Source organism: Stenotrophomonas sp. PAMC25021 (assembly GCF_004795795.1).
GTDB lineage: Bacteria > Pseudomonadota > Gammaproteobacteria > Xanthomonadales > Xanthomonadaceae > Stenotrophomonas > Stenotrophomonas muris.
In genome coordinates this window covers 3162910-3184106 of the sequence record NZ_CP039255.1, presented here as the reverse complement: position 1 = coordinate 3184106, position 21197 = coordinate 3162910, and the positions used below count along the sequence as shown (strand labels likewise).

General features: G+C 67.5%; 21 protein-coding genes and 1 tRNA gene. 11 read left to right on the top strand and 11 right to left on the bottom strand.

Features of this window, described 5'->3' with window-relative positions:
- Positions 1-16: 16 nt before the first annotated feature.
- On the bottom strand, positions 17-2173 hold the full coding sequence (locus tag E5790_RS14815) for a bifunctional (p)ppGpp synthetase/guanosine-3',5'-bis(diphosphate) 3'-pyrophosphohydrolase (protein ID WP_032958977.1): 2157 nt from the start codon (positions 2171-2173) through the stop codon (positions 17-19).
- A 130-nt stretch (positions 2174-2303) separates the two neighbouring features.
- Here E5790_RS14815 and E5790_RS14810 point away from each other — a divergent pair, with 130 nt between their 5' ends.
- Entirely contained in the window at positions 2304-2828 is a 525-nt protein-coding gene (locus tag E5790_RS14810) for a hypothetical protein (protein WP_014648104.1), read from the top strand.
- Positions 2829-2903: 75 nt separating this feature from the next.
- On the opposite strand, the gene hrpA is transcribed toward E5790_RS14810, so the two are convergent.
- Positions 2904-6986, bottom strand: a complete 4083-nt coding sequence (gene hrpA / locus E5790_RS14805; protein ID WP_111206103.1) for an ATP-dependent RNA helicase HrpA — start codon at positions 6984-6986, stop codon at positions 2904-2906.
- 86 nt (positions 6987-7072) lie between these two features.
- Between hrpA and E5790_RS14800 the strand changes: the two genes are divergently transcribed.
- From E5790_RS14800 to E5790_RS14775, 6 genes are all read left to right on the top strand, one after another.
- Positions 7073-7621, top strand: a complete 549-nt coding sequence (locus tag E5790_RS14800) for a Dps family protein (protein ID WP_005410730.1) — start codon at positions 7073-7075, stop codon at positions 7619-7621.
- Positions 7622-8193: 572 nt separating this feature from the next.
- Entirely contained in the window at positions 8194-9999 is a 1806-nt protein-coding gene (gene recQ, locus E5790_RS14795) for a DNA helicase RecQ (RefSeq protein ID WP_111206104.1), read from the top strand.
- 204 nt (positions 10000-10203) lie between these two features.
- Entirely contained in the window at positions 10204-10584 is a 381-nt protein-coding gene (locus E5790_RS14790; protein WP_014648107.1) for a CopL family metal-binding regulatory protein, read from the top strand.
- 75 nt (positions 10585-10659) lie between these two features.
- On the top strand, positions 10660-12471 hold the full coding sequence (locus E5790_RS14785) for a copper resistance system multicopper oxidase (RefSeq protein WP_111206105.1): 1812 nt from the start codon (positions 10660-10662) through the stop codon (positions 12469-12471).
- Positions 12468-13478 carry a copper resistance protein B gene (locus tag E5790_RS14780; protein WP_111206106.1) on the top strand — a complete coding sequence of 337 codons (1011 nt, stop codon included), beginning with the start codon at positions 12468-12470 and terminating at the stop codon, positions 13476-13478. The genes E5790_RS14785 and E5790_RS14780 overlap by 4 nt, the downstream gene beginning before the upstream one ends.
- Before the next feature lie 81 nt (positions 13479-13559).
- Positions 13560-14072 (top strand): GNAT family N-acetyltransferase, encoded by a 513-nt coding sequence (locus E5790_RS14775; protein ID WP_111206107.1) that lies wholly within the window; start codon positions 13560-13562, stop codon positions 14070-14072.
- 78 nt (positions 14073-14150) lie between these two features.
- Here the strand turns inward: E5790_RS14775 and E5790_RS14770 are convergent, their stop codons facing one another.
- Complete coding sequence (locus E5790_RS14770) at positions 14151-14456, bottom strand: zf-TFIIB domain-containing protein (protein ID WP_111206108.1); 306 nt, start codon at positions 14454-14456, stop codon at positions 14151-14153.
- A gap of 149 nt (positions 14457-14605) precedes the next feature.
- Here E5790_RS14770 and E5790_RS14765 point away from each other — a divergent pair, with 149 nt between their 5' ends.
- Both E5790_RS14765 and E5790_RS14760 read left to right on the top strand, forming a co-directional pair.
- Complete coding sequence (locus tag E5790_RS14765) at positions 14606-15373, top strand: CPBP family glutamic-type intramembrane protease (protein WP_111206109.1); 768 nt, start codon at positions 14606-14608, stop codon at positions 15371-15373.
- A gap of 92 nt (positions 15374-15465) precedes the next feature.
- On the top strand, positions 15466-15888 hold the full coding sequence (locus tag E5790_RS14760; protein ID WP_111206110.1) for a response regulator: 423 nt from the start codon (positions 15466-15468) through the stop codon (positions 15886-15888).
- 8 nt (positions 15889-15896) lie between these two features.
- On the opposite strand, the gene E5790_RS14755 is transcribed toward E5790_RS14760, so the two are convergent.
- The 7 genes from E5790_RS14755 to E5790_RS14725 all read right to left on the bottom strand — a co-directional run bounded on the left by E5790_RS14755 (position 15897) and on the right by E5790_RS14725 (position 19835).
- On the bottom strand, positions 15897-16835 hold the full coding sequence (locus tag E5790_RS14755) for an alpha/beta hydrolase-fold protein (protein WP_049440328.1): 939 nt from the start codon (positions 16833-16835) through the stop codon (positions 15897-15899).
- Positions 16836-16919: 84 nt separating this feature from the next.
- The gene (locus tag E5790_RS14750; protein WP_100450488.1) at positions 16920-17783 is read right to left on the bottom strand and encodes an alpha/beta hydrolase-fold protein; all 864 of its coding nucleotides are present in this window, start codon (positions 17781-17783) and stop codon (positions 16920-16922) included.
- Between the two features lie 49 nt (positions 17784-17832).
- The gene (locus E5790_RS14745; RefSeq protein ID WP_014648116.1) at positions 17833-18297 is read right to left on the bottom strand and encodes a lysis system i-spanin subunit Rz; all 465 of its coding nucleotides are present in this window, start codon (positions 18295-18297) and stop codon (positions 17833-17835) included.
- A 3-nt stretch (positions 18298-18300) separates the two neighbouring features.
- Positions 18301-18837, bottom strand: a complete 537-nt coding sequence (locus E5790_RS14740) for a glycoside hydrolase family protein (RefSeq protein ID WP_014648117.1) — start codon at positions 18835-18837, stop codon at positions 18301-18303.
- On the bottom strand, positions 18834-19031 hold the full coding sequence (locus E5790_RS14735) for a hypothetical protein (protein ID WP_014038210.1): 198 nt from the start codon (positions 19029-19031) through the stop codon (positions 18834-18836). Before E5790_RS14735 ends, E5790_RS14740 begins: the two co-directional genes overlap by 4 nt.
- 125 nt (positions 19032-19156) lie before the next feature.
- Complete coding sequence (locus tag E5790_RS14730) at positions 19157-19585, bottom strand: hypothetical protein (protein ID WP_014038211.1); 429 nt, start codon at positions 19583-19585, stop codon at positions 19157-19159.
- Positions 19575-19835 (bottom strand): YdaS family helix-turn-helix protein, encoded by a 261-nt coding sequence (locus tag E5790_RS14725; protein WP_032958958.1) that lies wholly within the window; start codon positions 19833-19835, stop codon positions 19575-19577. Before E5790_RS14725 ends, E5790_RS14730 begins: the two co-directional genes overlap by 11 nt.
- A gap of 85 nt (positions 19836-19920) precedes the next feature.
- Here E5790_RS14725 and E5790_RS14720 point away from each other — a divergent pair, with 85 nt between their 5' ends.
- Together E5790_RS14720 and E5790_RS14715 are read left to right on the top strand one after the other, a co-directional pair.
- Positions 19921-20427, top strand: coding sequence for a hypothetical protein (locus E5790_RS14720; RefSeq protein WP_041863715.1), 507 nt, complete (start codon positions 19921-19923; stop codon positions 20425-20427).
- Positions 20428-20515: 88 nt separating this feature from the next.
- Positions 20516-20749: a hypothetical protein gene (locus E5790_RS14715; RefSeq protein WP_032958956.1), complete on the top strand. Its 234-nt coding sequence runs from the start codon at positions 20516-20518 to the stop codon at positions 20747-20749.
- A gap of 291 nt (positions 20750-21040) precedes the next feature.
- Here the strand turns inward: E5790_RS14715 and E5790_RS14710 are convergent.
- Positions 21041-21116 (bottom strand) — tRNA-Lys (locus E5790_RS14710).
- Positions 21117-21197 lie beyond the last annotated feature (81 nt).

The window sequence follows — 21197 nt, the reverse complement described above, 5'->3', positions numbered from 1 at the left end:
CGGGGCAGCGTGAAGCTCAGCCGAGGCGACGTGCCTCGCTCACGCCCGGCAGCGCATCAAGCTTGCCCAGCAGCGTCGACAACTGCCCGTAGTCGCTGACCTTCAGCCGCAGCCGCAAATGGGCACGGCCACTGTTGCGCACGTTGTCACTGTGGATGTCGAGCACGTAAGCGTCTTCCTGGGCGATCAGGTTGGTGATGTCCTTCAGCAGCCAGCGGCGGTCGACCGCGTCGACCACCACGTCCACTTCGTAGCCGCCACCGGCCTGGCCCCACTCCACCGGCAGGATGCGCTGCGGGCTGGCGGCGGCCAGCCGGGCCAGCGCGGCGCAGTCTGCACGATGCACAGTGACACCACGGCTACGGGTCAGGTAGCCGACGATCGGCTCGCCGGCCACCGGCTGGCAGCAGCGTGCCAGCTGCACCAGCAGGTTGCCCACGCCCTGCACGGTGAACTTGGACTTGCCCAGGTTCTCGCGGCGCGCGGTCGGCCGCGGCAGGGTCGGCGCGGGCGCGGGCTGGCTGGCGGCACGTTCCGCCTCCAGCAACGTCCGGCTGACCTGGTTCGGGCCGGTATCGCCCAGCGCCACCTGGATGTACAGGTCATCGACGCTGTCGGCATGGAACTTCTTGGCCGCGACGGCCAGGTCCGAGTGCTGCAGGCCCAGCCGCTTCAGCTCGCGCTCGAGCAGCTCGCGACCGGCCTGCACGTTGCGCGCGCGGTCCAGCTTGTGGAACCAGCTGCGCACCTTCTCGCGCGAGCGGTTGCTGGCCAGGAAGCCATTGGCCGGCATCAGCCAGTCGCGGCGCGGGTCGGCCTCCTTGCCGGTCAGGATCTCGACGCGGTCGCCACTGCGCAGGCGATAGGTCAGCGGCACGATACGGCCGTTGACCTTGGCGCCGCGGCAGCGGTGCCCGACCATGGTGTGCACCTGGTAGGCGAAATCGAGCGGCGTAGCGCCCTGCGGCAGGTCCAGCACCTCGTCCTTCGGGCTCAGCGCATAGACCCGGTCCTCGGTCAGCTCGGCATCGAGCGCCCCGGCCAGTTCATTGCCCTGCCCGTCCTGCGCCTGCTCCAGCAGCTGGCGCATCCAGGTGATCTTGCGATCGAAGGACTTCTCCGCGCCCTTGCCGCCTTCCTTGTACTTCCAGTGCGCGGCCACGCCCAGCTCGGCCTGCGAGTGCATTTCATGGGTACGGATCTGCACTTCGATGGTGCGACCTTCCGGGCCGACCACGGCGGTATGCAGCGAGCGATAGTCGTTGGCCTTCGGGCGTGCGATGTAATCATCGAACTCGCTTGGTACCGGCGCCCACAGCGCGTGCACCACGCCCAGCGCGGCGTAGCAGGCGGCGACGTCGTCGACCATCACGCGCACCGCACGGATGTCATACAGCTGGTCGAAGGCCAGCCGCTTCTTCTGCATCTTCCGCCAGATGCTGTAGATGTGCTTCGGGCGGCCGCTGACTTCGGCCTTGATGCCCTGGGCGACCAGCTCGCGCGACAGCACCTTCTTGACGTTCTCGACGTAACGCTCGCGGGCGATGCGGGTTTCGTCCACCTCGCGGGCGATGCGGCGGTAGGTTTCCGGTTCCAGGTGGCGGAACGCCAGGTCCTCCAGCTCCCACTTCAGCTGCCAGATGCCCAGGCGGTTGGCCAGGGGCGCGTGGATGTCGCGGGTCAGCTGGGCCAGCGCGCGGCGTTGCTCGTCGTCCAGCTTGTCGGCCGCGCGCATCCTCGCGAGCTGGCGCGCCAGCAGGATCGGCACCACGCGCAGGTCGCGGATGATCGCCAGCAGCAGCCGGCGCAGGCCCTCGCTGTTGCGTCCGGCCTCACGGCCGGCGTGCAGCGCCCACACCGGGTCGGCCGCATCCTGGCCATCGAGCAGGCCGATCACCGCCGCCTGGTGGCTGCCCAGCGGCAGCTGGTCCAGGCTGGCGCGCAGGCCCGGCAGGTCGAACAGCAATGCTGCCACCACCGCGCCTTCGTCGGCCGAGAGCATCGCCAGCGCATCGAGGGTATCGCCCAGCACCGACCAGGTGGCACGCATCTGGTGGTCGCAATCCGGCGCTTCCCAATGCTCGCGCAGGGCCTGGCGCAGCGGGGCAGGCAGCACCGCTGCCGAGGGACGGTTCAACAAGGCATCCAGGCCAGGGACGGAAGCGCGGTTCACAGCATCGAGCAGGCAAGACAGAGGCCCCTACACTAGCGCCGGCGCCGTTCAGGGACAATCACTGCGGCCACCATCACCCGGCATGAAGACATGCCGCTACACTCGCCAACACATCCAGGAGAGACCCGCCATGCCTTCGATTGCCCTGCGCGTCCGTCCACGGCTGCTGGCCTGTGCCGCCGTGTTGCTGTCCCTGTCCGCGCCTGCGCTGGCCCAGCGCGTGGTGGAGGGCGACCTGCAGCAGCAGATGTCGCCCACCGAGTTCAAGGCCGCCGGCCTGGACAAGCTCAGCGCCGCTGAACTGGCCACGCTCAACCGCTGGCTGCAGGGCAAGGTCGAGGCGGCCACCACCCAGGCCGTCGCCGCAGCGCGCGAAGAAGGCCGCCAGGAAGTGATCAAGAAGAACCGCGGCTTCCTGGACTTCGGCAGCAGCGAACCGATCGAAAGCACCCTGCAGGGCGAATTCCGTGGCTTCGGCCAGGGCCGCCGCTACGTGCTGCAGAACGGCCAGGAGTGGGAGCAGATAGACGCCACGCACTATTCCGGTGGCCGCAAGGAAGCGCCGAACGTCAGCATGCGCCCGGGCGTGATGGGCGCCTGGTACATGAAGGTGGACGGGGTGAACGTGCAACCGAAGGTTCGTCGCACCAAGTAACGCCCGGGCATTCCAGCCGTGCCGGATCCATGCCCGGCGGCCATGGTCGCCCGATGGGGCGACCATGGCGCGCGTTCACGCCTGGCGAAGTGCAGCCACCCGCTGCGCCAGCTTCTTCGCCGAAATGCCGGTGCGTGCCCCCAGCTCCTGCGCGAACAACGACACCCGCAGCTCTTCCAGATCCCAACGCAGCGCCTGCCATTGCGGGCGATCACGCAGGCCCTGCTGCTCGCCCGCTTCCAGCGCCTCCAGGAACGGGTGCAATTCCAGCATGCGCGCCTGGTCACGCGACGGATCACGCTTGGCACGCTCGGTGCGCAGGATCATCGCCTTCAGGTAGCGCGGGTACTGCGCCAGCGCGTCGGCCGGCGTGTCGCGCAGGAAGCCGGGGTGGATCAGCCCGGCCAGCTGCGCTTCCATGTCGTCCAGGTTGCCACGCGCCCAGCCCATCAACGGCGCCTCCAGCAACGGCTTCAGTTCCGCCACCAGCGCCAGGATGGACTCGGCCAGTTTCAGCCGCGACATCGCCTCGCCGAACAGGGCCTTGGCCGCATGCTCGCGGCGTTGCTCGAAGGCTGCCGCATCGCGGATGTCTTCCAGGCCTTCGGCCAGCACCGCGTTCATCGCCGCATCCACCAGGTCTCCACGCAGGCGTTCCTGCGATTCGATCGCGGCATACAGCAGGCCGGTCTTGGCACCCACCGGCAGCTGCTTGCGCGCCTGCTTGACCTTCTCGGCCAGGGCAATCTCCAGCAGCCGGCGCACACCCAGCGGGTGGGCCTCCTGCGCCTGCTGGCGATCGGCGAAGATGCGCAGCGCCACGCTGTCGCCCTCGTCCAGCAGCGCCGGATAGGCCGGAACGCCGGCTTCACCGGGCACCTGCAGCGGAATCGGCGCGGCCGGGAACGTGCGCAGGCCATCGGCCGCCATCTCGCGCCCCGCCCGTGCAGCGAAGGCATCGCCGGCACGGCCGCCGAATTTCGCGCGCAACGCATCCAGATCCCGCGAGGTCGCCAGCACCTTGCCGTGCTCGTCGCGCAGGCGCAGGTTCATGTGCAGGTGCGGTTCGATCGAAGCGGGTTCGAAATCGAGCGCCGTCACCGTCGCGCCGGTGGCACGTGACAAAAAGCGCGCCAGTTCGCCAGTGATGGCATCGGCGCTGGGCTGCGGGAATGCCTCGAAGAACGCACGACCGAAGTCCGGCGCCGGCACGTAGTTGCGGCGCATCGCCTTGGGCAGGCTGCGGATGAGTGCCGAAGCCTTGTCGGCGACGAAGCCAGGCGCCAGCCAGCCCAGCTGCACCGGGTCCAGCGCGTTGAGCAGGTGCAGCGGCACGTCCAGGGTCACGCCGTCATCATCGGCACCCGGCTCGAAGCGGTAGTGCAGTGGCAGGCGCGCCTGGCCCAGTGGCAGGTACTTCGGGTAGCGCTCCTGTTCGCTGCCCTCACCCGGCAACAGGTCGACCAGTGACCAGTGCAGGGTCTTGCGCTGTTCCGGCGCCAGCCCCTTCCACCAGGTATCCAGCCCTGCGGCCGAATGGATCTGCGGCGGCACCCGGTCCAGGTACCAGCGCGCCTGCCAGTCCTCGTCGGCCACGATGCCGGCGCGGCGCAGCTTCGCTTCCTCCTCGCGGGCGACCTCCAGCACTTTCTGGTTGTCGGCCACGAAGCTGGCGCGGGTGTTGATCTCGCCGGTCACCAGCGCCTGGCGCACGAAGATGTCGTGCGCCTCGCCCGGTGCGATGCGGCCGTAGTGCACCGGCTTCTTCGGTGCCAGCACCAGGCCGAACAGGCTGATCTGCTCGGAGGCCAGCACCTGGCCCTGCGCGCGCGACCAGTGCGGGTCGAAGTGCTTGCGCAGCAGCAGGTGCGGCAGTTCGGCGATGACCCAGTCCGGCTCGATCGCGGCCAGGGTCATGCCCCAGACCTTCTGCGTGTCCAGCAGGTTGGCCACCAGCAACCACGGCGGCGGGCGCTTGGACAGCGCCGAACCGGGGAACGGCAGGAAACGGCGCTGGCGTGGCGCCTGGAAATCGCCCTTCTCGCTGCGGTGCCCGATCTGCGTCGGCAGGCCCGCCACCAACGCCCGGTGCAGGGTCTGGTAGGCAGCCGCGCGCACGCGTTCGCTGAAGCCGCCGCCCGCCGGTGCCTGCTCCTTCTGTGCACGTACGGCCACCGGCGTCGGCGCCGCTTCGGCCTTGCCTTCGCGGGCCAGGCGTGCAGCGCGGTGCAACTGGCCACGGGTGGCCTTCACTGCGGCGGCATCATCACGCGCTGCCGCCGGCGCACTGCTGCCGGCCAGCAACGGCGCCATCGACGCCTCGTTGGCCTCTTCCTTCCAGCCCAGTTCCTCGCACAGCAGCCGCAGCTGGCGGTGCAGCTCGCGCCACTCGCGCATGCGCAGGAAGCCGAGGAAATGACGGCCGCACCAGTCGCGCAGCTTGGACTGGGTCAGGTCTTCATGGGCCTGCCGGTAGGCATCCCACAGGCGCAGCACGCCAACGAACTCGGAACGACCATCGGCGAACTGCGCATGCGCGCTGTCGGCGGCACCGCGTGCTTCGGGCGGACGTTCGCGCGGGTCCTGGATGCCCAGGAACGAGGCGATCACCAGCATCGGCCGCAGGCAGCCGGCGGCCTGCGCGGCGACCAGCATGCGCGCCAGCTTCACGTCCACCGGCAGGCGTGCCATCTGCTTGCCGATGGTGGTCATGCGCCGCTCGGCGTCGATCGCACCCAGTTCGGTCAGCTGCTGCCAGCCATCGGCCACCGCACGCTCGTCCGGCGCTTCCAGGAACGGAAACTCCTCGATGCGGCCCAGGCCCAGCTGCAGCATGCGCAGGATCACCCCGGCCAGGCTGGAGCGGCGGATTTCCGGATCGGTGAACTCCGGCCGCGCCTGGAAATCGGCTTCGGCGTACAGGCGGTAACAGATGCCCTCGGCGATACGGCCGCAGCGGCCCTTGCGCTGGTTGGCGCTGGCCTGCGAGATCGGCTCGATGTGCAGGCGGTCCAGCTTGTTGCGCGGACTGTAGCGCTTGACGCGGGCAAAGCCCGGATCGACCACGTAGCGGATGCGCGGCACCGTCAGCGAGGTCTCCGCGACGTTGGTGGCCAGCACGATGCGCCGGTTCGGCCCGGGATTGAACACCCGGTCCTGGTCCTGGTTGGACAGCCGCGCATAGAGCGGCAGCACCTCGGTGTTGCGGTACTTGCGGCGCTCCAGCGACTGGTGCGCATCGCGGATCTCGCGTTCGCCCGGCAGGAAGATCAGCACGTCGCCGCGCGCATCCAGGCGGGTGATCTCGTCGATGGCCGACACGATGGCGTCGTTGACGGTGCGTTCGCCCTGGTCTTCGCCCTCGCCTTCCAGCGCGCGGTAGCGCACTTCCACCGGGTAGGTACGGCCTTCGACGCTGATCACCGGCGCATTGTCGAAATGCTGGGCGAAGCGTTCGGTGTCGATGGTGGCCGAGGTGACGATCAGCTTCAGGTCCGGGCGCTTGCGCAGCAGCTGCTTCAGGTAGCCCAGCAGGAAATCGATGTTGAGGCTGCGTTCGTGCGCCTCGTCGACGATGATCGTGTCGTAGTTCGACAACCAGCGGTCACTGGCGATCTCCGCCAGCAGGATGCCGTCGGTCATGAACTTGATGCGGCTGTCGTCGCTGACCTTGTCGTTGAAGCGCACCTGGTAGCCGACCAGCTGGCCCAGTTCGCTCTGCAGTTCCTGCGCCACGCGGCTTGCCACCGCACGTGCGGCAATCCGTCGCGGCTGGGTGCAACCGATCATGCCGGCCTGGCCACGGCCTGCGGCCAGGCACAGTTTCGGCAGCTGGGTGGTCTTGCCCGAGCCGGTTTCACCAGCGATCACCACCACCTGATGGTCGCGGATCAGCCCGATGATGGCGTCGGCTTCACGCGCAATCGGCAGCTGCGGGTCCAGAGTAATGGACGGCTGCTGCTGCGCCCGGACCTGCCGGCGCTGCACCGACGCCTGCAAGGCCTGCTCGAAGGTAGCGGCCAACGCCGCATCCTGTGGCTTGGCCTGGCAACGCGAGAGCATCCCCAGCAAACGGCCCCGGTCGCGGCTCATGGCGCCGTCGATGGCGGCGCGCTGTTGGCGCAGGCGGGACGATGGATTTTTATCGATAGAGTTCATCAATCGGTTCGTTCAAAACTTTGATAGCGACCAGTCATCACGACCGGTTTATTGTGAAGGCCAACGATTCCACAAGGAGAAACCCCATGGCGAAGACCAAGAGCACGACCAAGGCCAAGACCGGCAAGCAGAAGCTTGCAGCGGCGGCCCCGTCGGCGCCGAACATCGATATCGGGATCACCCAGGGCGACCGCAAGAAGATCGCCGACGGTCTGTCGCGCTTCCAGGCCGATGCGTTCACGCTCTACCTGAAGACGCACAACTTCCACTGGAACGTGACCGGGTCGATGTTCAACTCGCTGCACACCATGTTCGAGACGCAGTACACCGAGCAGTGGGCGGCACTGGACGACGTGGCCGAGCGCATCCGCGCGCTGGGCTTCAATGCCCCGGGCTCCTACCGGGAATTCGCTGCGCTGACCTCGATCGCCGAGGAACCGGGCCTGACCGACAGCGCGGACTGGCGTGAAATGGTACGCCAGTTGGTGGTCGCCAACGAAGCAGTCTGCCGTACGGCACGTGAAGTGCTGGAGGTGGCGGCCAAGGGAGACGACGCCCCGACCGAGGATCTGATGACCCAGCGGCTGCAGACCCACGAGAAGTACGCCTGGATGCTGCGCTCGCTGCTGCAGTAAGAGTTGGGGGGCCCGGCAGGGCTGCGCCCTGCACCCGCAGAGGCCTTAAAGCCAAGGCCAGAGCCAGAGCAAAAGCTGGCCTCCTGTGGGTAGGCGGGATGGGTCCGGTGGCAGGGGACGCCGTAAACCCGTCCTTGGGGGCTTGGCCGCGGCATCCATGCCGCGGACACCCCTGCCACCGGACCCACCCCGCCTTCGGCAGTTCTCCGCGATCTGCCGGCAAAGCCATTGGGGTCGGATCCGTTTTCCCCAGGAAAACGGATCTGACCCCATTTTGTTTGTCGAGTTCTGACAGTTTTCATCCACGCATGGCGTGGATTGATCTGGCCCCCCGTCACCGGGAAACTGTCGGGGGTGGGGCGGTGTGGGCTTGCAGGACCGTTGGCGCCATGGATGGCGCCATCGAGCCCCCAAGGGCGGGTTTACGGCGTGTCCTGCAAGCCCACACCGCCCCGCCCAATAGGCAGACAGCCCAGAGCCGGCTGTTGCCTTTGACGTTGCACTGGCTTGCAGCAGGTGCAGGGCGCAGCCCTGCCGAACCCCTACCCCTCCCTCCGGGGTAAACTAACCGGATGGCTTCCCGTCCCGCGCACGACCTGCTCCAACGCGTCTTTGGTTACGACGATTTCCGTGGTCCGCAGCAGGACATCGTGGAGCATGTGGCTGCCGGTCACGATGCCCTGGTGCTGATGCCCACCGGCGGCGGCAAATCGCTGTGCTACCAGGTCCCGGCCCTGCTGCGTGACGGTTGCGGCATCGTCATCTCGCCGCTGATCGCGCTGATGCAGGACCAGGTCGAAGCCCTGCGCCAGCTCGGCGTGCGCGCCGAGTACCTGAATTCCACCCTGGATGCCGACACTGCCGGCCGCGTCGAGCGCGAACTGCTCGCCGGTGAGCTGGACATGCTCTATGTCGCTCCCGAGCGGCTGCTGACCGGTCGCTTCTTGTCGCTGCTGTCGCGCAGCCAGATCGCCCTGTTCGCCATCGACGAAGCACACTGCGTGTCGCAGTGGGGCCACGACTTCCGCCCGGAATACCGCCAGCTGACCGTGCTGCACGAGCGCTGGCCGCAGATCCCGAGGATCGCGCTGACCGCCACCGCCGATCCGCCAACCCAGCGCGAGATCGCCGAGCGCCTGGATCTGCAGGAAGCACGCCACTTCGTCAGCTCCTTCGACCGCCCCAACATCCGCTACACCGTGGTGCAGAAGGACAACGCCCGCAAGCAGCTGACCGACTTCCTGCGCAGCCACCGTGGCGAGGCCGGCATCGTCTACTGCATGTCGCGGCGCAAGGTCGAGGAGACCGCTGAATTCCTCTGCGGCCAGGGCTTCAACGCCCTGCCCTACCACGCCGGCCTGCCGCCGGACGTGCGCGCGAACAACCAGCGCCGCTTCCTGCGCGAGGACGGCATCGTGATGTGCGCCACCATCGCCTTCGGCATGGGCATCGACAAGCCGGACGTGCGCTTTGTCGCGCATACCGACCTGCCCAAGTCGATGGAAGGCTACTACCAGGAAACCGGCCGCGCCGGTCGCGATGGCGAGGCCGCCGAGGCCTGGCTGTGCTACGGCCTGGGCGACGTGGTGCTGCTCAAGCAGATGATCGAGCAGTCCGAGGCCGGCGAAGAGCGCAAGCAGCTGGAGCGGGCCAAGCTCGACCATCTGCTGGGCTACTGCGAATCCATGCAGTGCCGCCGCCAAGTGCTGCTGGCCGGTTTCGGCGAGACCTACCCCCAGCCCTGCGGCAACTGCGACAACTGCCTGACACCGCCGGCCTCGTGGGACGCGACCATTCCGGCACAGAAGGCGCTGAGCTGCGTCTACCGCAGCGGCCAGCGCTTCGGCGTCGGCCACCTGATCGACATCCTGCGTGGCAGCGAGAACGAGAAGGTGAAGCAGCAGGGCCACGACAAGCTCAGCACCTATGCGATCGGTCGCGATCTGGATGCGCGCACCTGGCGCAGCGTGTTCCGCCAGCTGGTCGCCGCCAGCCTGCTGGAAGTGGACAGCGAGGGCCACGGCGGCCTGCGCCTGACCGACGCCAGCCGCGACGTACTGACCGGCCGCCGCCAGATCAGCATGCGCCGCGACCCGGCCAGCAGCACCAGCGGGCGCGAGCGCAGTGCGCAGCGTACCGGGCTGTCGGTACTGCCGCAGGATCTGGCGCTGTTCAACGCCCTGCGCGGCCTGCGTGCCGAACTGGCCCGCGAACAGAACGTGCCGGCGTTCGTGATCTTCCACGACAGCACCCTGCGCAACATCGCCGAACAGCGCCCGACCAGCCTGGATGCACTGGCACGGGTCGGCGGCATCGGCGGCACCAAGCTGAGCCGTTACGGCCCGCGCCTGGTCGAGATCGTGCGCGAAGAGGGCTGACGGTATCGCGTTGCCGCGCTGCGCGGCCGCCGGACATGGTCCCAACGGCACGTGGGCGCCCCTGTAGAGCCGAGCCCACGCTCGGCTGCCCCTGCGCGAACAGCAGCCGAGCGCGGGCCCGGCTCCACCTTGGTGCAGCTCCAACCTTGAACCGGCCATTCAGCCGGAAGTGCATCCGCGCCCGCTTGCGGCTAGATTAGCGCCATGTCCCTGGCCTCGACCCTGCTTCGTGTCGTGCTCATGCTCAGCCTGTTGCTCAACGGGCTGAACGCGGCCATGGCCAGCGGTCATGAAGAAATGGGGCGGATGGCACACGCCGTCGCGGCCGCCGCAGCTGGCGGTGACGCCGACTGCCACCACGCCGGCATGCAGGCCGACCCGGCCCCGCAGGCCAAGGCCCCCGCCCACGACGCCCACTGCCAGATCAAGGACTGCGTGCGCAGCTGTGCCCAGCACCCGTTGCTGGTGGTGCAGCCGTTGCCGTTCATGGCCGGCCCGGCGTTGTCGCTGGCACCACAGCCGATGCCGGCCACCGGCCGTCCGGCGCCGCCGCTGCCGCCGATCTCACGCCCTCCCATCGGCTGATTCCACATGCACCGTGCGCCCTGCGCACCGTAGCCGGCCACCTGCCGGCGTCTTTACGTGTCTGGAGTCACCACCATGAATACCCGCATTCCCCCCGGTCCGGGCGCCGTGCCCATGCCGTCGCGCCGCCTGTTCGTGCAGGGCCTGGCCGCCGGCGGCGTGGTTGCCGGCATCGCCGCCGTCGGCGTACCACAGCGCGCGCTCGCCGCCGCCACGGCCACCCCGCGCCTGGCCGGCGCCCCAGCCGTGCTCAGCGACACCCGCATCGAACTGGCCATCGGCGAATCACTGGCCAACTTCACCGGCCGCACCCGCCCGGCGATCACCGTCAATGGATCGCTGCCGGCGCCGATCCTGCGCTGGCGCGAAGGCCAGACCGTGGACCTGTTCGTGCGCAACACGCTGGAACGCCACCCGACCTCGATCCACTGGCACGGCATCCTGCTGCCGGCCAACATGGACGGCGTGCCCGGCCTGAGCTTCAACGGCATCGGCCCCGGCGAGACCTACCACTACCACTTCCAGCTGAAGCAGTCGGGTACCTACTGGTACCACAGCCACTCGATGTTCCAGGAGCAGGCCGGCCTGTACGGCGCGCTGATCATCGATCCGGCCGAACCGGCGCCGTACAGGCACGACCGCGAGCACGTGATCATGCTGTCCGACTGGACCGACATGGATCCGGGTGCGCTGTTCCGGCGCATGAAGAAGCTCGCCGAGCATGACAACTACTACAAGCGCACCCTGCCTGACTTCCTGCGTGACGTGAAGCGCGGGGGCTGGTCAGCCGCGCTGTCCGACCGTGGCATGTGGGGGCGGATGCGGATGACGCCGACCGACATCTCCGACATCAACGCCCACACCTACACCTACCTGATGAACGGCACCGCCCCGGCCGGCAACTGGACCGGGCTGTTCCGCAGCGGCGAGAAGGTGTTGCTGCGTTTCATCAATGGCGCCTCGATGACCTACTTCGACGTGCGCATCCCCGGTTTGAAGATGACCGTGGTCGCCGCCGATGGCCAGTACATCCATCCGGTCAGCATCGATGAGTTCCGCATCGCTCCCGCCGAAACCTACGATGTGCTGGTCGAGCCCACCGGCCAGGACGCGTTTACCATCTTCTGCCAGGACATGGGCCGCACCGGCTTCGCCGCCGGCACGCTGGCGGTACGCCATGGCCTGCAGGCGCCGATCCCTGCACGCGACCCGCGCCCGTTGCTGACCATGAGCGACATGGGGCATGACATGGGCGGTGGCGGTCATGGCGGGCACGACATGACCGCGATGAAGGGCATGGAAGGCGGCTGCGGCGCCAGCATGGGCCACGGTGCGCATGGCGGCGGTGATGCCGCCAGCAAGGCGCCAAAGCACCCGCCCAGCGAGCGCAACAACCCGCTGGTGGACATGCAGAGCTCGGCGACCGAACCGAAGCTGGACGACCCCGGCATCGGCCTGCGCGACAACGGCCGCCAGGTGCTGACCTATGGCGCGATGCGCAGCCTGTTCGAGGACCCCGATGGCCGCGAGCCCAGCCGTGAGATCGAACTGCACCTGACCGGGCACATGGAGAAATTCTCCTGGTCGTTCGATGGCATTCAGTTCGCCAGCGCCGAACCGCTGCGGCTGAACTACGGCGAGCGCATGCGCATCGTGCTGGTCAACGACACCATGATGCAGCACCCGATCCACCTGCATGGCGTGTGGAGCGATCTGGAGAACGCGCAGGAGGAATTCCAGGTGCGCAAGCACACCATCGACATGCCGCCCGGCACCCGCCGCAGCTACCGCGTGCGCGCCGATGCGCTCGGCCGCTGGGCCTACCACTGCCATCTGCTGTACCACATGGAAGCGGGCATGATGCGCGAAGTGAGGATCGAAGAATGAGCCGCTCACTGCTTTCCCCCAGCCTGCTGGCCCTGGGCCTGGCCGCCGCATTGCCGGTGTTCGCGCAGTCGCACGCCGGGCATGACATGGCCGCGATGGATCCGCCCGCAAAGACCGCCAACGCGCCGGTCGAACAGGCCGATCATTCGAAGATGGATCATTCGAAGATGGATTCGGGCGCCACAGATCATGCCGGCATGGATCACTCGAAGATGGACCATGGCGCGATGCAACCGGCGGCGATGGACCATTCGCAGATGGACCACGGGGCAATGGGCCATGCCACGCCCGCGCCCACCGAACCGCGCGACCCCATCCCGGTGCCGTCCGATGCCGATCGTGCCGCTGCATTCCCACCGATCGCGCACGGCGCGATGGAGCATGCGCCGGAGATCAACAGCCTGCTGCTGATCGACCGCCTCGAACATTGGGACGGCAAGAGCAGCAACGGCCAGGCCTGGGAGGCCACCGGCTGGATCGGTGGCAACATCAACCGCCTGTGGCTGCGCACCGATGGCGAACGCAGCCGCGGCCGCACCGAGTCATCGTCGCTGGAAGCACTGTATGGCCGCAGCGTGTCGCCGTGGTGGGACGTGCTGGTCGGCGTGCGCCAGGACTTCCGCCCGGCCGACTCGCGCACGTGGGCGGCCATCGGCATCCAGGGGCTGGCACCGTACAAGTTCGAGAGCTCGGCCACGCTGTATATGGGTTCCGGCGGCCAGGTGCTGGCCAAGGCCGAGGTCGAGTACGACGTGCTGCTGACCAACCGCCTGATCCTGCAGCCGCTGCTGGAAGCCACCGTCGCTGCCAGGGATGAACCGGAGTACGGCATTGGTCGCGGACTGAACAAGGTCGAAGCCGGGCTGCGCCTGCGCTATGAGTTCAGCCGCCGCTTTGCGCCATACATCGGCATCAGCCACGAGCGCACGTTTGGCGACACCGCCGACTACGCCGGCGACCACGCGCGCGACACACGCTGGGTGGCCGGCGTGCGCATGTGGTTCTGAGCAGCGGCTCGTGCGCAATGGCCAGCCCCGGCAGCCGCCGGGGCCGGCTACACTGCGCCACGTTCCAGTGCAGGCACCGCCATGTCGTTGCAGATCCGCCGCGCCACCCTTGCCGATGTCGACGCCCTGTCGGCGATCGCCATCACCACCTACACCGAAACCTGGGGCGACTCGTACCCCGCGCAGGAGCTGCATGATTTCCTGCAGGCGCACTACAGCAGCGAACCGCAGCGCACTGAACTGTCCGACCCACGCAGTGCCATCTGGCTGCTGATGGACGGCGACGCCGTGGTCGGCTACCTGGCCGCCGGTGCCAACACCCTGCCGCATGCCGATGCACGCGAGGGCGACATCGAACTGAAGCGGTTCTACATCCTGGCCGCACACCAGAACGGCGGCCATGGTGCACGCCTGATGGACGCGTTCATGGCCTGGCTGGACCAGCCGCGGCGCCGCACCCTGTGGGTGGGCGTATGGGAAGAAAACTTCGGCGCACAGCGCTTCTACGCGCGCTATGGCTGCAGCAAGGTCGGCGAGTACGACTTCATCGTCGGTGATACCCACGACCGCGAGTTCATCCTGCGGCGGCCGTGATCATGCAGCCCATGTAGCGTCGAGCCATGCTTGGCCAGGGGCCGCAATATCCAGTCGAGCATGGCTCGACGCTACAAACTAGAAATCGAACAGTTCCGACAGGAAGCTGTCCTTCTTCTTTTTCTTGTAGCCCTGGCCCCGGTTGTCCTCGTAGCGCTGGCCGAGGTGGCGGGTATCACGGTGCATCACCGGTGGCGGCGACGCCGGCTGAGCCAGCACGGGCGCTGCCGGCGGTACGGCCGCACCGGCGCCTGCGCGCTCGATGATCTTGTCCAGCTCACCACGATCCAGCCACACGCCGCGGCAACTTGGGCAGTAATCGATCTCGATGCCGTGGCGTTCGGCCATCTGCAGCGTCTGGGTCTTGCACACGGGGCACAGCATCGGTATTGCTCCTGTCGGTCTGGTTTCGACTGTACCTGCACCGCGATGACTGTGCGGCAACGCGTGACCGATGGCACAGGGACTTCCGGCGCGTGCCCACATGCGTACCGCGCGGCACACTGCGCCCTTGTTCCGCAGGGAATGCGTACATGACCGTGTTGTCCCGCCTGCCCACCACCGCGCGCCTGTTGCTGGTGCTGCTGGGTGTCGGCCTTGGCCTGAACCTGCGGGATATCGCCGCGGCCATCGGCACACCGGTTCCCGCACTGCCCATCCCCTATGGCGGTAGCCTGTTGGACAACGCGCTGGCGGTACTGGTGGCACTGCTGCTGGCCGCGCTGCTGCGGCCCCGTGACATGGGCCTGATGGCCAGCTTGGGACTGCGCGGAAACGGCTGGGGCGGCCCGTTGTGGGTGCTGCTGGCCAGCCTGCCCTGCTGGCTGGGACTGGCGCTGCTCGGAACTCCGAACACGGCACTGACTGCGCTGGATGCCACGATGCTGGCCGCGCTGTTCCCGCTGGCCGAGGAAGTGCTGTTCCGTGGCCTCGGCTTCGTGCTGCTGGTGAAGATCGTGCGCGGTCCGTGGCCGTTGCTCGCGCTGCCGCAGGCACTGCTGTTCGGCATGGTGCACTGGCTCGGCTTCGGCGGGTTCGACGGCGGCGGCATCGCACTGTTCATTGGCGCGGTGATCGCGCTGGGCGGCTTCATCTTCGCCTGGCTCGACCACCTCGACGGCGACACCCTGTGGTGCGGCCTGGTCCTGCATGTTTCGATGAACCTTGCCTGGAATGTGTTCAGCCTCGATGACGCCATCGCATTGGGTTGGCAGGCCACCGGCCTGCGCATCGGCACCGCCCTGCTCGCAGTGGTGGTGCTGGCCTGGCACGTGCGGCTCAGGCGCCAGAGAGGCCTGTAACGCCCGCTTAGCTTGCCGTGCACGTCGGGATCACTACCGGCTTGCGCATACTTGCGCGCCTTTTCACCGTTGCTGTCCGGAGTTGTCGCGTCATGTTGCTGTCCAAGCGCCACGTTGAACCCCGCGTCCTGCTCATCGAGGACGCCGAGGAAACCCGCGAGCTGAGCCGACTGGCGCTGGAAAGCCAGGCCTGCCACGTAGTGGGCGTGAGCTCTGCCGAAGCGGCGCTGGGCCTGCTGGCGGCCGGTGAGCGTTTCGACCTGCTGTTCACCGACGTCAATCTGGGTGCGATCAGTGGCATTGAAGCCGCCAACCGGGTCCGCAGCCTGTATCCCCAGCTGCCGATCCTGGTGACGTCGGGCATGGACCAGCACCAGGTGCTGCCGCAGCTGCGCGACGGCATCCATTTCCTGCCCAAACCCTACAACATGAGCGAGCTGCTCGACGCCATCCGGCTGTGCTTCCGGCACGCCGATGCGGGCGTATTGACCGGGCCGGACGCACAGGCGGCCTGAGGCACTCATCAACCGCTGCTGTACGGCCCGGTACCCGGGAACACCTTCAGCAGCGCGCGGGTGATCATGTCCGGGTAGACGGTGAAATGGTCCTCGCCGTCGATCACCATGTTCTCCACCTTCAATGATCGCCCGCTGCTGCGCAGCTGCTCGGCGAACTCGGCGTTGTGGCGCAGCATGTCGTTGCGGGTGAAATAGCGCGGCTCCGGCTTGACCGTTTCGAAGCTGCCGATCGACAGCACCACCGTGGTCGGCTGCGCAGGCGCCTTGGCTTCGGCCAGCATGCGCGGCACCCGATGGTTGTCGAACCACAGCGACGGGCTGGACAGGATGTAGCTGCGGAACATGTCCGGGCGCGTGGTCAGCACGTAGGCGCCGAACAGGCCGCCATAGGAATGACCGGCATAGGCTCGCCGCGCCGGATCGGTGCGGTAGCGCGCATCGATCAGCGGCAGTACGCGCTCGGCGAGGAAGTCGCGGTAATGCGCGGCGCCGCCGTAGCTGACGTCGTCGCTGTAGTCACGCGGATCGGTGCGCGCCGGATCGCTCGGCGTGTAATCCCGCGAGCGGCTCTGCCTGGAGGTCAGGCCTTCCTGCGGCGGCAGCCCGACCAGGATGAAATCCTCGATGTTGACGCCCTTCTGCCCGACCAGGTTGCGCACGCTGCGCACCAGCGGGAAGCTGTACAGCGCATCGGTCACGTACAGCACCGGATAGTGTTTTTCCGGATGTGCGGCGTAGTCGGCCGGCAACGCCACCCAGATCGGGTAATCGCGTCCCACCGGGTCGTGCACGCGCAGCGCCTCGGTATCCGGCAGCACCACGCCCTGCGCGGCGGTGGCCGCGCTTTCCTTCGCTTCATCCAGAGTTGCCGGTGGCGCCACCGACATCGCACAGCCCCCCATGGCCAGGCAGGCCGCCACACTCCATCCACGCACACGCTGCATCCACACTCTCCCGTTGCGGGCGACGTACCCGGGTGGCGTCGCTACCGCATCCTCACACGTCGCGCGGCGCCGCGCCACGCGCGGTCAGGGCGAGGCCGGCGGCGGCGCCGGGAACAGTGTGCGCAGCGCCTGCAATGCGGCCGGGTGGTAGACGGTCGCGTGGGTTTCCTCCGGCAGCGGCAGGTACTTCACCAGCGGCGACGGCGAGGCCTGCTGCAGCAGCGCGGCCAGTCGTGCCGTGGAGGCGGCCAGTTCCGGTTGCCCGCTGCTGGCCAGGAACACGTGCGGCTGTGCACGCGTCACCGCCGGCAGCTGCCGGGATGCTCCGGCCAGCATCGCACCACGGTTCCACCACAGGCTGGGGTCCAGCGCGATATAGCTGTTGAACAGCGTCGGCTCCTGCAGCAGCGTCTCGACCACGAACAGGCCAGCCAGCGACTCACCGATCAGCGCACGCTCGTCTGTGGTCGGGTAGCGCTGGCGTACCTGCGGCATCAGTTCATCGCGCAGGAAGCTGCGGTAGGCCGCCGAGCCACCGATGCGTGGCGCGATCTTCTGGTCCTGCGGGTCGCTGCTGGGGCCGGTCATGTCGCGGCGGCGCTCGGTATTCTCGATGCCGACCAGCAGGAACGGACGCATGCTGCCATTGCCGGTCAGCACCTGCACCAGCCCTGCCACATGCAGGAAATCCTCGCCGATGCCGCCATCGGCCATGTACAGCACCGGCAGCGGCGCCTTCGGATCCAGGCCCCAGGGCTGCGGACGATAGACATTGATGCGGCGGGTCTCGCCCAGTGCCTTCGACTGCACGGTGAAGGTCTCGCCGATCACCAGTGGTGCGGCCGCAGCGGTCGATGCCGGCGGTGCTGCCGGCACGGTGGGAACAGCTGCGAGGCCCGGCCCTGCGGCGGCCAGCAGGATCAGAGCGGAGAGAGCGACGACGCGCATGCGAACTTCCATTTTCGAGAGGACGGCCAGCATAACTGCGCCGGCGCCCTCAACGGCGATCCAGTTCGATCACGGCCTGGCAGGCACGGAGCTGGTCGTCGGCATCGCGTCCGATTCGAACAAGCGCTGCCGCAACCTCTGCTCGTAACTGGGCGCCCGCATCACGTTCGCCGGTGCGGGCGGCGGCTTCGGACAGACGGCCGGTATGGCACGCGGCGAGGTCGTCGCGCAGGCGGAGAGTGCCAGCGCGCAGGGCAGCCACCACATCGGCATCCACCTCGGCCGCGCGCTCACGATCCTGTTCATGTTGTTCCCCCAGTGAGGCCATCGCCTCGCTCCGTTCTTCCTGATCCCGGCGCAACCGCCGTTCGGACTGCACCGCGCCGGCCTGTTGCTCCACATCGGCACGCGCCATCGCGAGGTCGCTGCGATCACCGCGCCAACGCCAGCCAGTCATGAACATCAGCAACGACCACAGCAGCAGCGACGCCATCACCACCAGCATGCGCGGCATGGGTCACTGCTCCGCCAGGCAACGCGCGTGGCGCTGCTGCTGGCGCTCCCACACTCCCCAGCACACGGTGTTGGGGCGGCCGTCGATGCGGGTTGAACAGTCGTAGCCCCCTGCCCGCCTCCACAGCAGCAAGGCATCGCAGGCCTGGTGATACTCACCCTGCAGCAGATGCCGGCGCATCGACGACGCGCGCCAGTTGCCGATGCCGTACTGGTAGAGGAAATCGACATAGACGTCGTACTCGCCCTGGCTGAGCGCCACACCGGGCAGCGACGCGCGGAACTGCCCTTCCTCCCTGGCCAGATGAGCCTGCACGGCATGCAGCGCGCGTACCGGCGTGGTGCGGTCGCCCAGCCTCACCGGCGTGCCATCCTCGCGAACGGTCGAGCCGAAGCCATAGGTGGGCCGGTCATTGCGCGTGGGCACCACTGCGGCGTCGGTGTATCCCTCGCGGTCAACGATGGCGATCAGGCCCGCAGCACTCAGCGCAAGCGCGGCGACCAGGCTGCGTACCGGCAATGTACTGCCGGGCCGGCTCATTCGCGCTCCCTGCGGCGCCATTCGCGCAGCCAGCGCCAGCCCAGATAGGCAATCTGCGCCGCCAGGTAGATGATGGTGAGGACCACGACCAGGCGGTCCAGGGTGATGCCGGCTGCAAGCGCACCGGCGACGGTAACCGGCGGCGCCGACTTGATGGCCGCCGCGCCGGCCGTGCTGATGATTTCTTCTTTCATGATGGGTCCTGGAGGGAATGCAGGCCGCGTCGCATCGACGTGGCCCGAAGAGGTGCCCGCCCCGCTGCCGGCTCGGCACGAGGGTTGTTCCGGTCGGGAGGCGGGCGGAAGATCGGTTCCGCCGCTCATGCGGCCTGGGCGATGCCCTCCATCCAGCCACGTACGCGCTGGAAGCCAAGTTCGACCAGGTTGAGGTAATGCCGGTTGGATACCGGCCGCTGCCCGCTGTTGGCCAGCAGCAGATTCGCCGTTTCGAATCGTTCGACCTTGCGTCGGCCACGCCCGCAGTAGTAGCCGCGCAGCGCACAGGCCATCGCCACGTTGTCACGCGCGACCGCCGTGATGATGTCTTCGATCTGCTGCGCCAGCTGATCGGTTTCCAGAGGCTTGTAGCCCTGGGCCCGCCCCGGCATGTCACCACGATGCTCGATCAGCACCGCCAGCAGGTTGCGCGACTGGAAGCCGAGGTATTCGCAGTCGCGATGCAGCGCATATTCGCCGCCCCAGTGCTCCAGGCGGCTGCGGACATACTCACCGAACGTATCAAGCTGCATGGGTGGCTTCTCCTTTGACGGGCGACGGGGCCGGACCGAACACATCCGGGCGCAGGGATTCGCGGCGCACGGCGCCCGCAGTGGCCAGCTCGATGCGCCGGCACAGGCGCGCGCCGGGCAGCTTGTGGCCGCGGGCGATCATGTAGAGGGTCCGCAGCGCGCAACCGGTCTGGTGGGCCAGGCGGCGCATGACGGGACAGCTGGGGGTGCCGTAGCCCCCTTGGGAGATGGCGTAGTCGATGAGGTTCATGGGCCACACATTACTGCCACGGTAATGGATAGTCAATACCGTTTTGGTCATTTGCTGGATTGGTAATGCAGCGCACCATCTACAGATGGACGCCAGTACCGCTCGCACCCTCAACATGCGCCTCCGCGTGGCCGCCGCCGGCGGCCCGGCCGAGTGGGCCCGCCTGTACGGTGGCACCCGCTGGGCCCAGCCCCAGGTCAGCCAGTGGATTTCCGAGAGCAACCCGAAGAGCATCGGCCATCGGCTTGCGCGCGATCTTGAATCAGTGATGCAGCTTCCACATGGAACGCTGGATCGCGTCGATCAGGACGGAGACGTGTCGCTTCAGTCTCAATCTACGGGACTGGATTTCGAGAAAATGAGCGCTGCGGTCAAGGTGCTTTCGCACTACCTGGAGCTGGTCGGCGATCCACCGGAATGGATCTACGATCCCGTGCTGCTGGAGACCGCATTCATGGTCGTGGACGAGTTCGGTCAGCCCTCTGCACCGGACAATGTGCTCGACCTGACGAAGCTTCTGGCAAGACGGATCAGGGAGGCAAAGGATGACTCACACGCGACTCGAGGAGCTCGCACAGCGGTTGGCCGCTAGGACCCAGGAACTGCGCGGCGAGCGCACCCCGGCGCCGGCATTGCGGGTGGTGGCGGGAGACGCACATGTGGTCCGCGGGGAGAGGCGCATGGACGCGATCATGCGCGAGTGGCATTGCCGCATGATCCGCAACGTACGCCGACGCTGGGGCGAACCCATGCAGCATGTGATCGATCAGGCATGTTGCGGTGTGGTCAACATCGAGCAGCTCGCCGACGACGCACTGATCCAGTTGCACAAGGACATGGAGCGCGCGGAGGAGTGTATCCGCGAGGGCATTTCCTTCCACGACGCCGGGCTGTTGCGCGCGCATTACGGCTGACAGCGTCCCTGGCCGGCCGGAAACGGCCGGTTCTGATGAGATCAATTACCTGAAATTACCTTTATTGTTACCTTAAAGGTAATTTTTTTAAGGTGAGCGACGTGGGGGCAGCAGCGACGGAAGCGGGTGCGCGGAGCGCCGCCTCCCCGCACCCGCTGCCAGCGGGCGCCGGGGAGTCGATAGCACCTGCAACACCGCATCGTTGCAGCGGCGCTTCCCCCATTGCGGAAGTGCTTTGAAGGAAGCAACAAAAAAGGCGCCCCTTGGGCGCCTTCTTGATCGTCAATGCAATGGTGGGCCGTGAAGGATTCGAACCTTCGACCAAAAGATTAAAAGTCTTCTGCTCTACCGACTGAGCTAACGGCCCGATGCATCGCCCGGCCTTTCGGCGGGGTCCGCATTCTACCCTACTTTGCCGGGTCGCGCGAAGTACAGGGGTGTTGCGTGT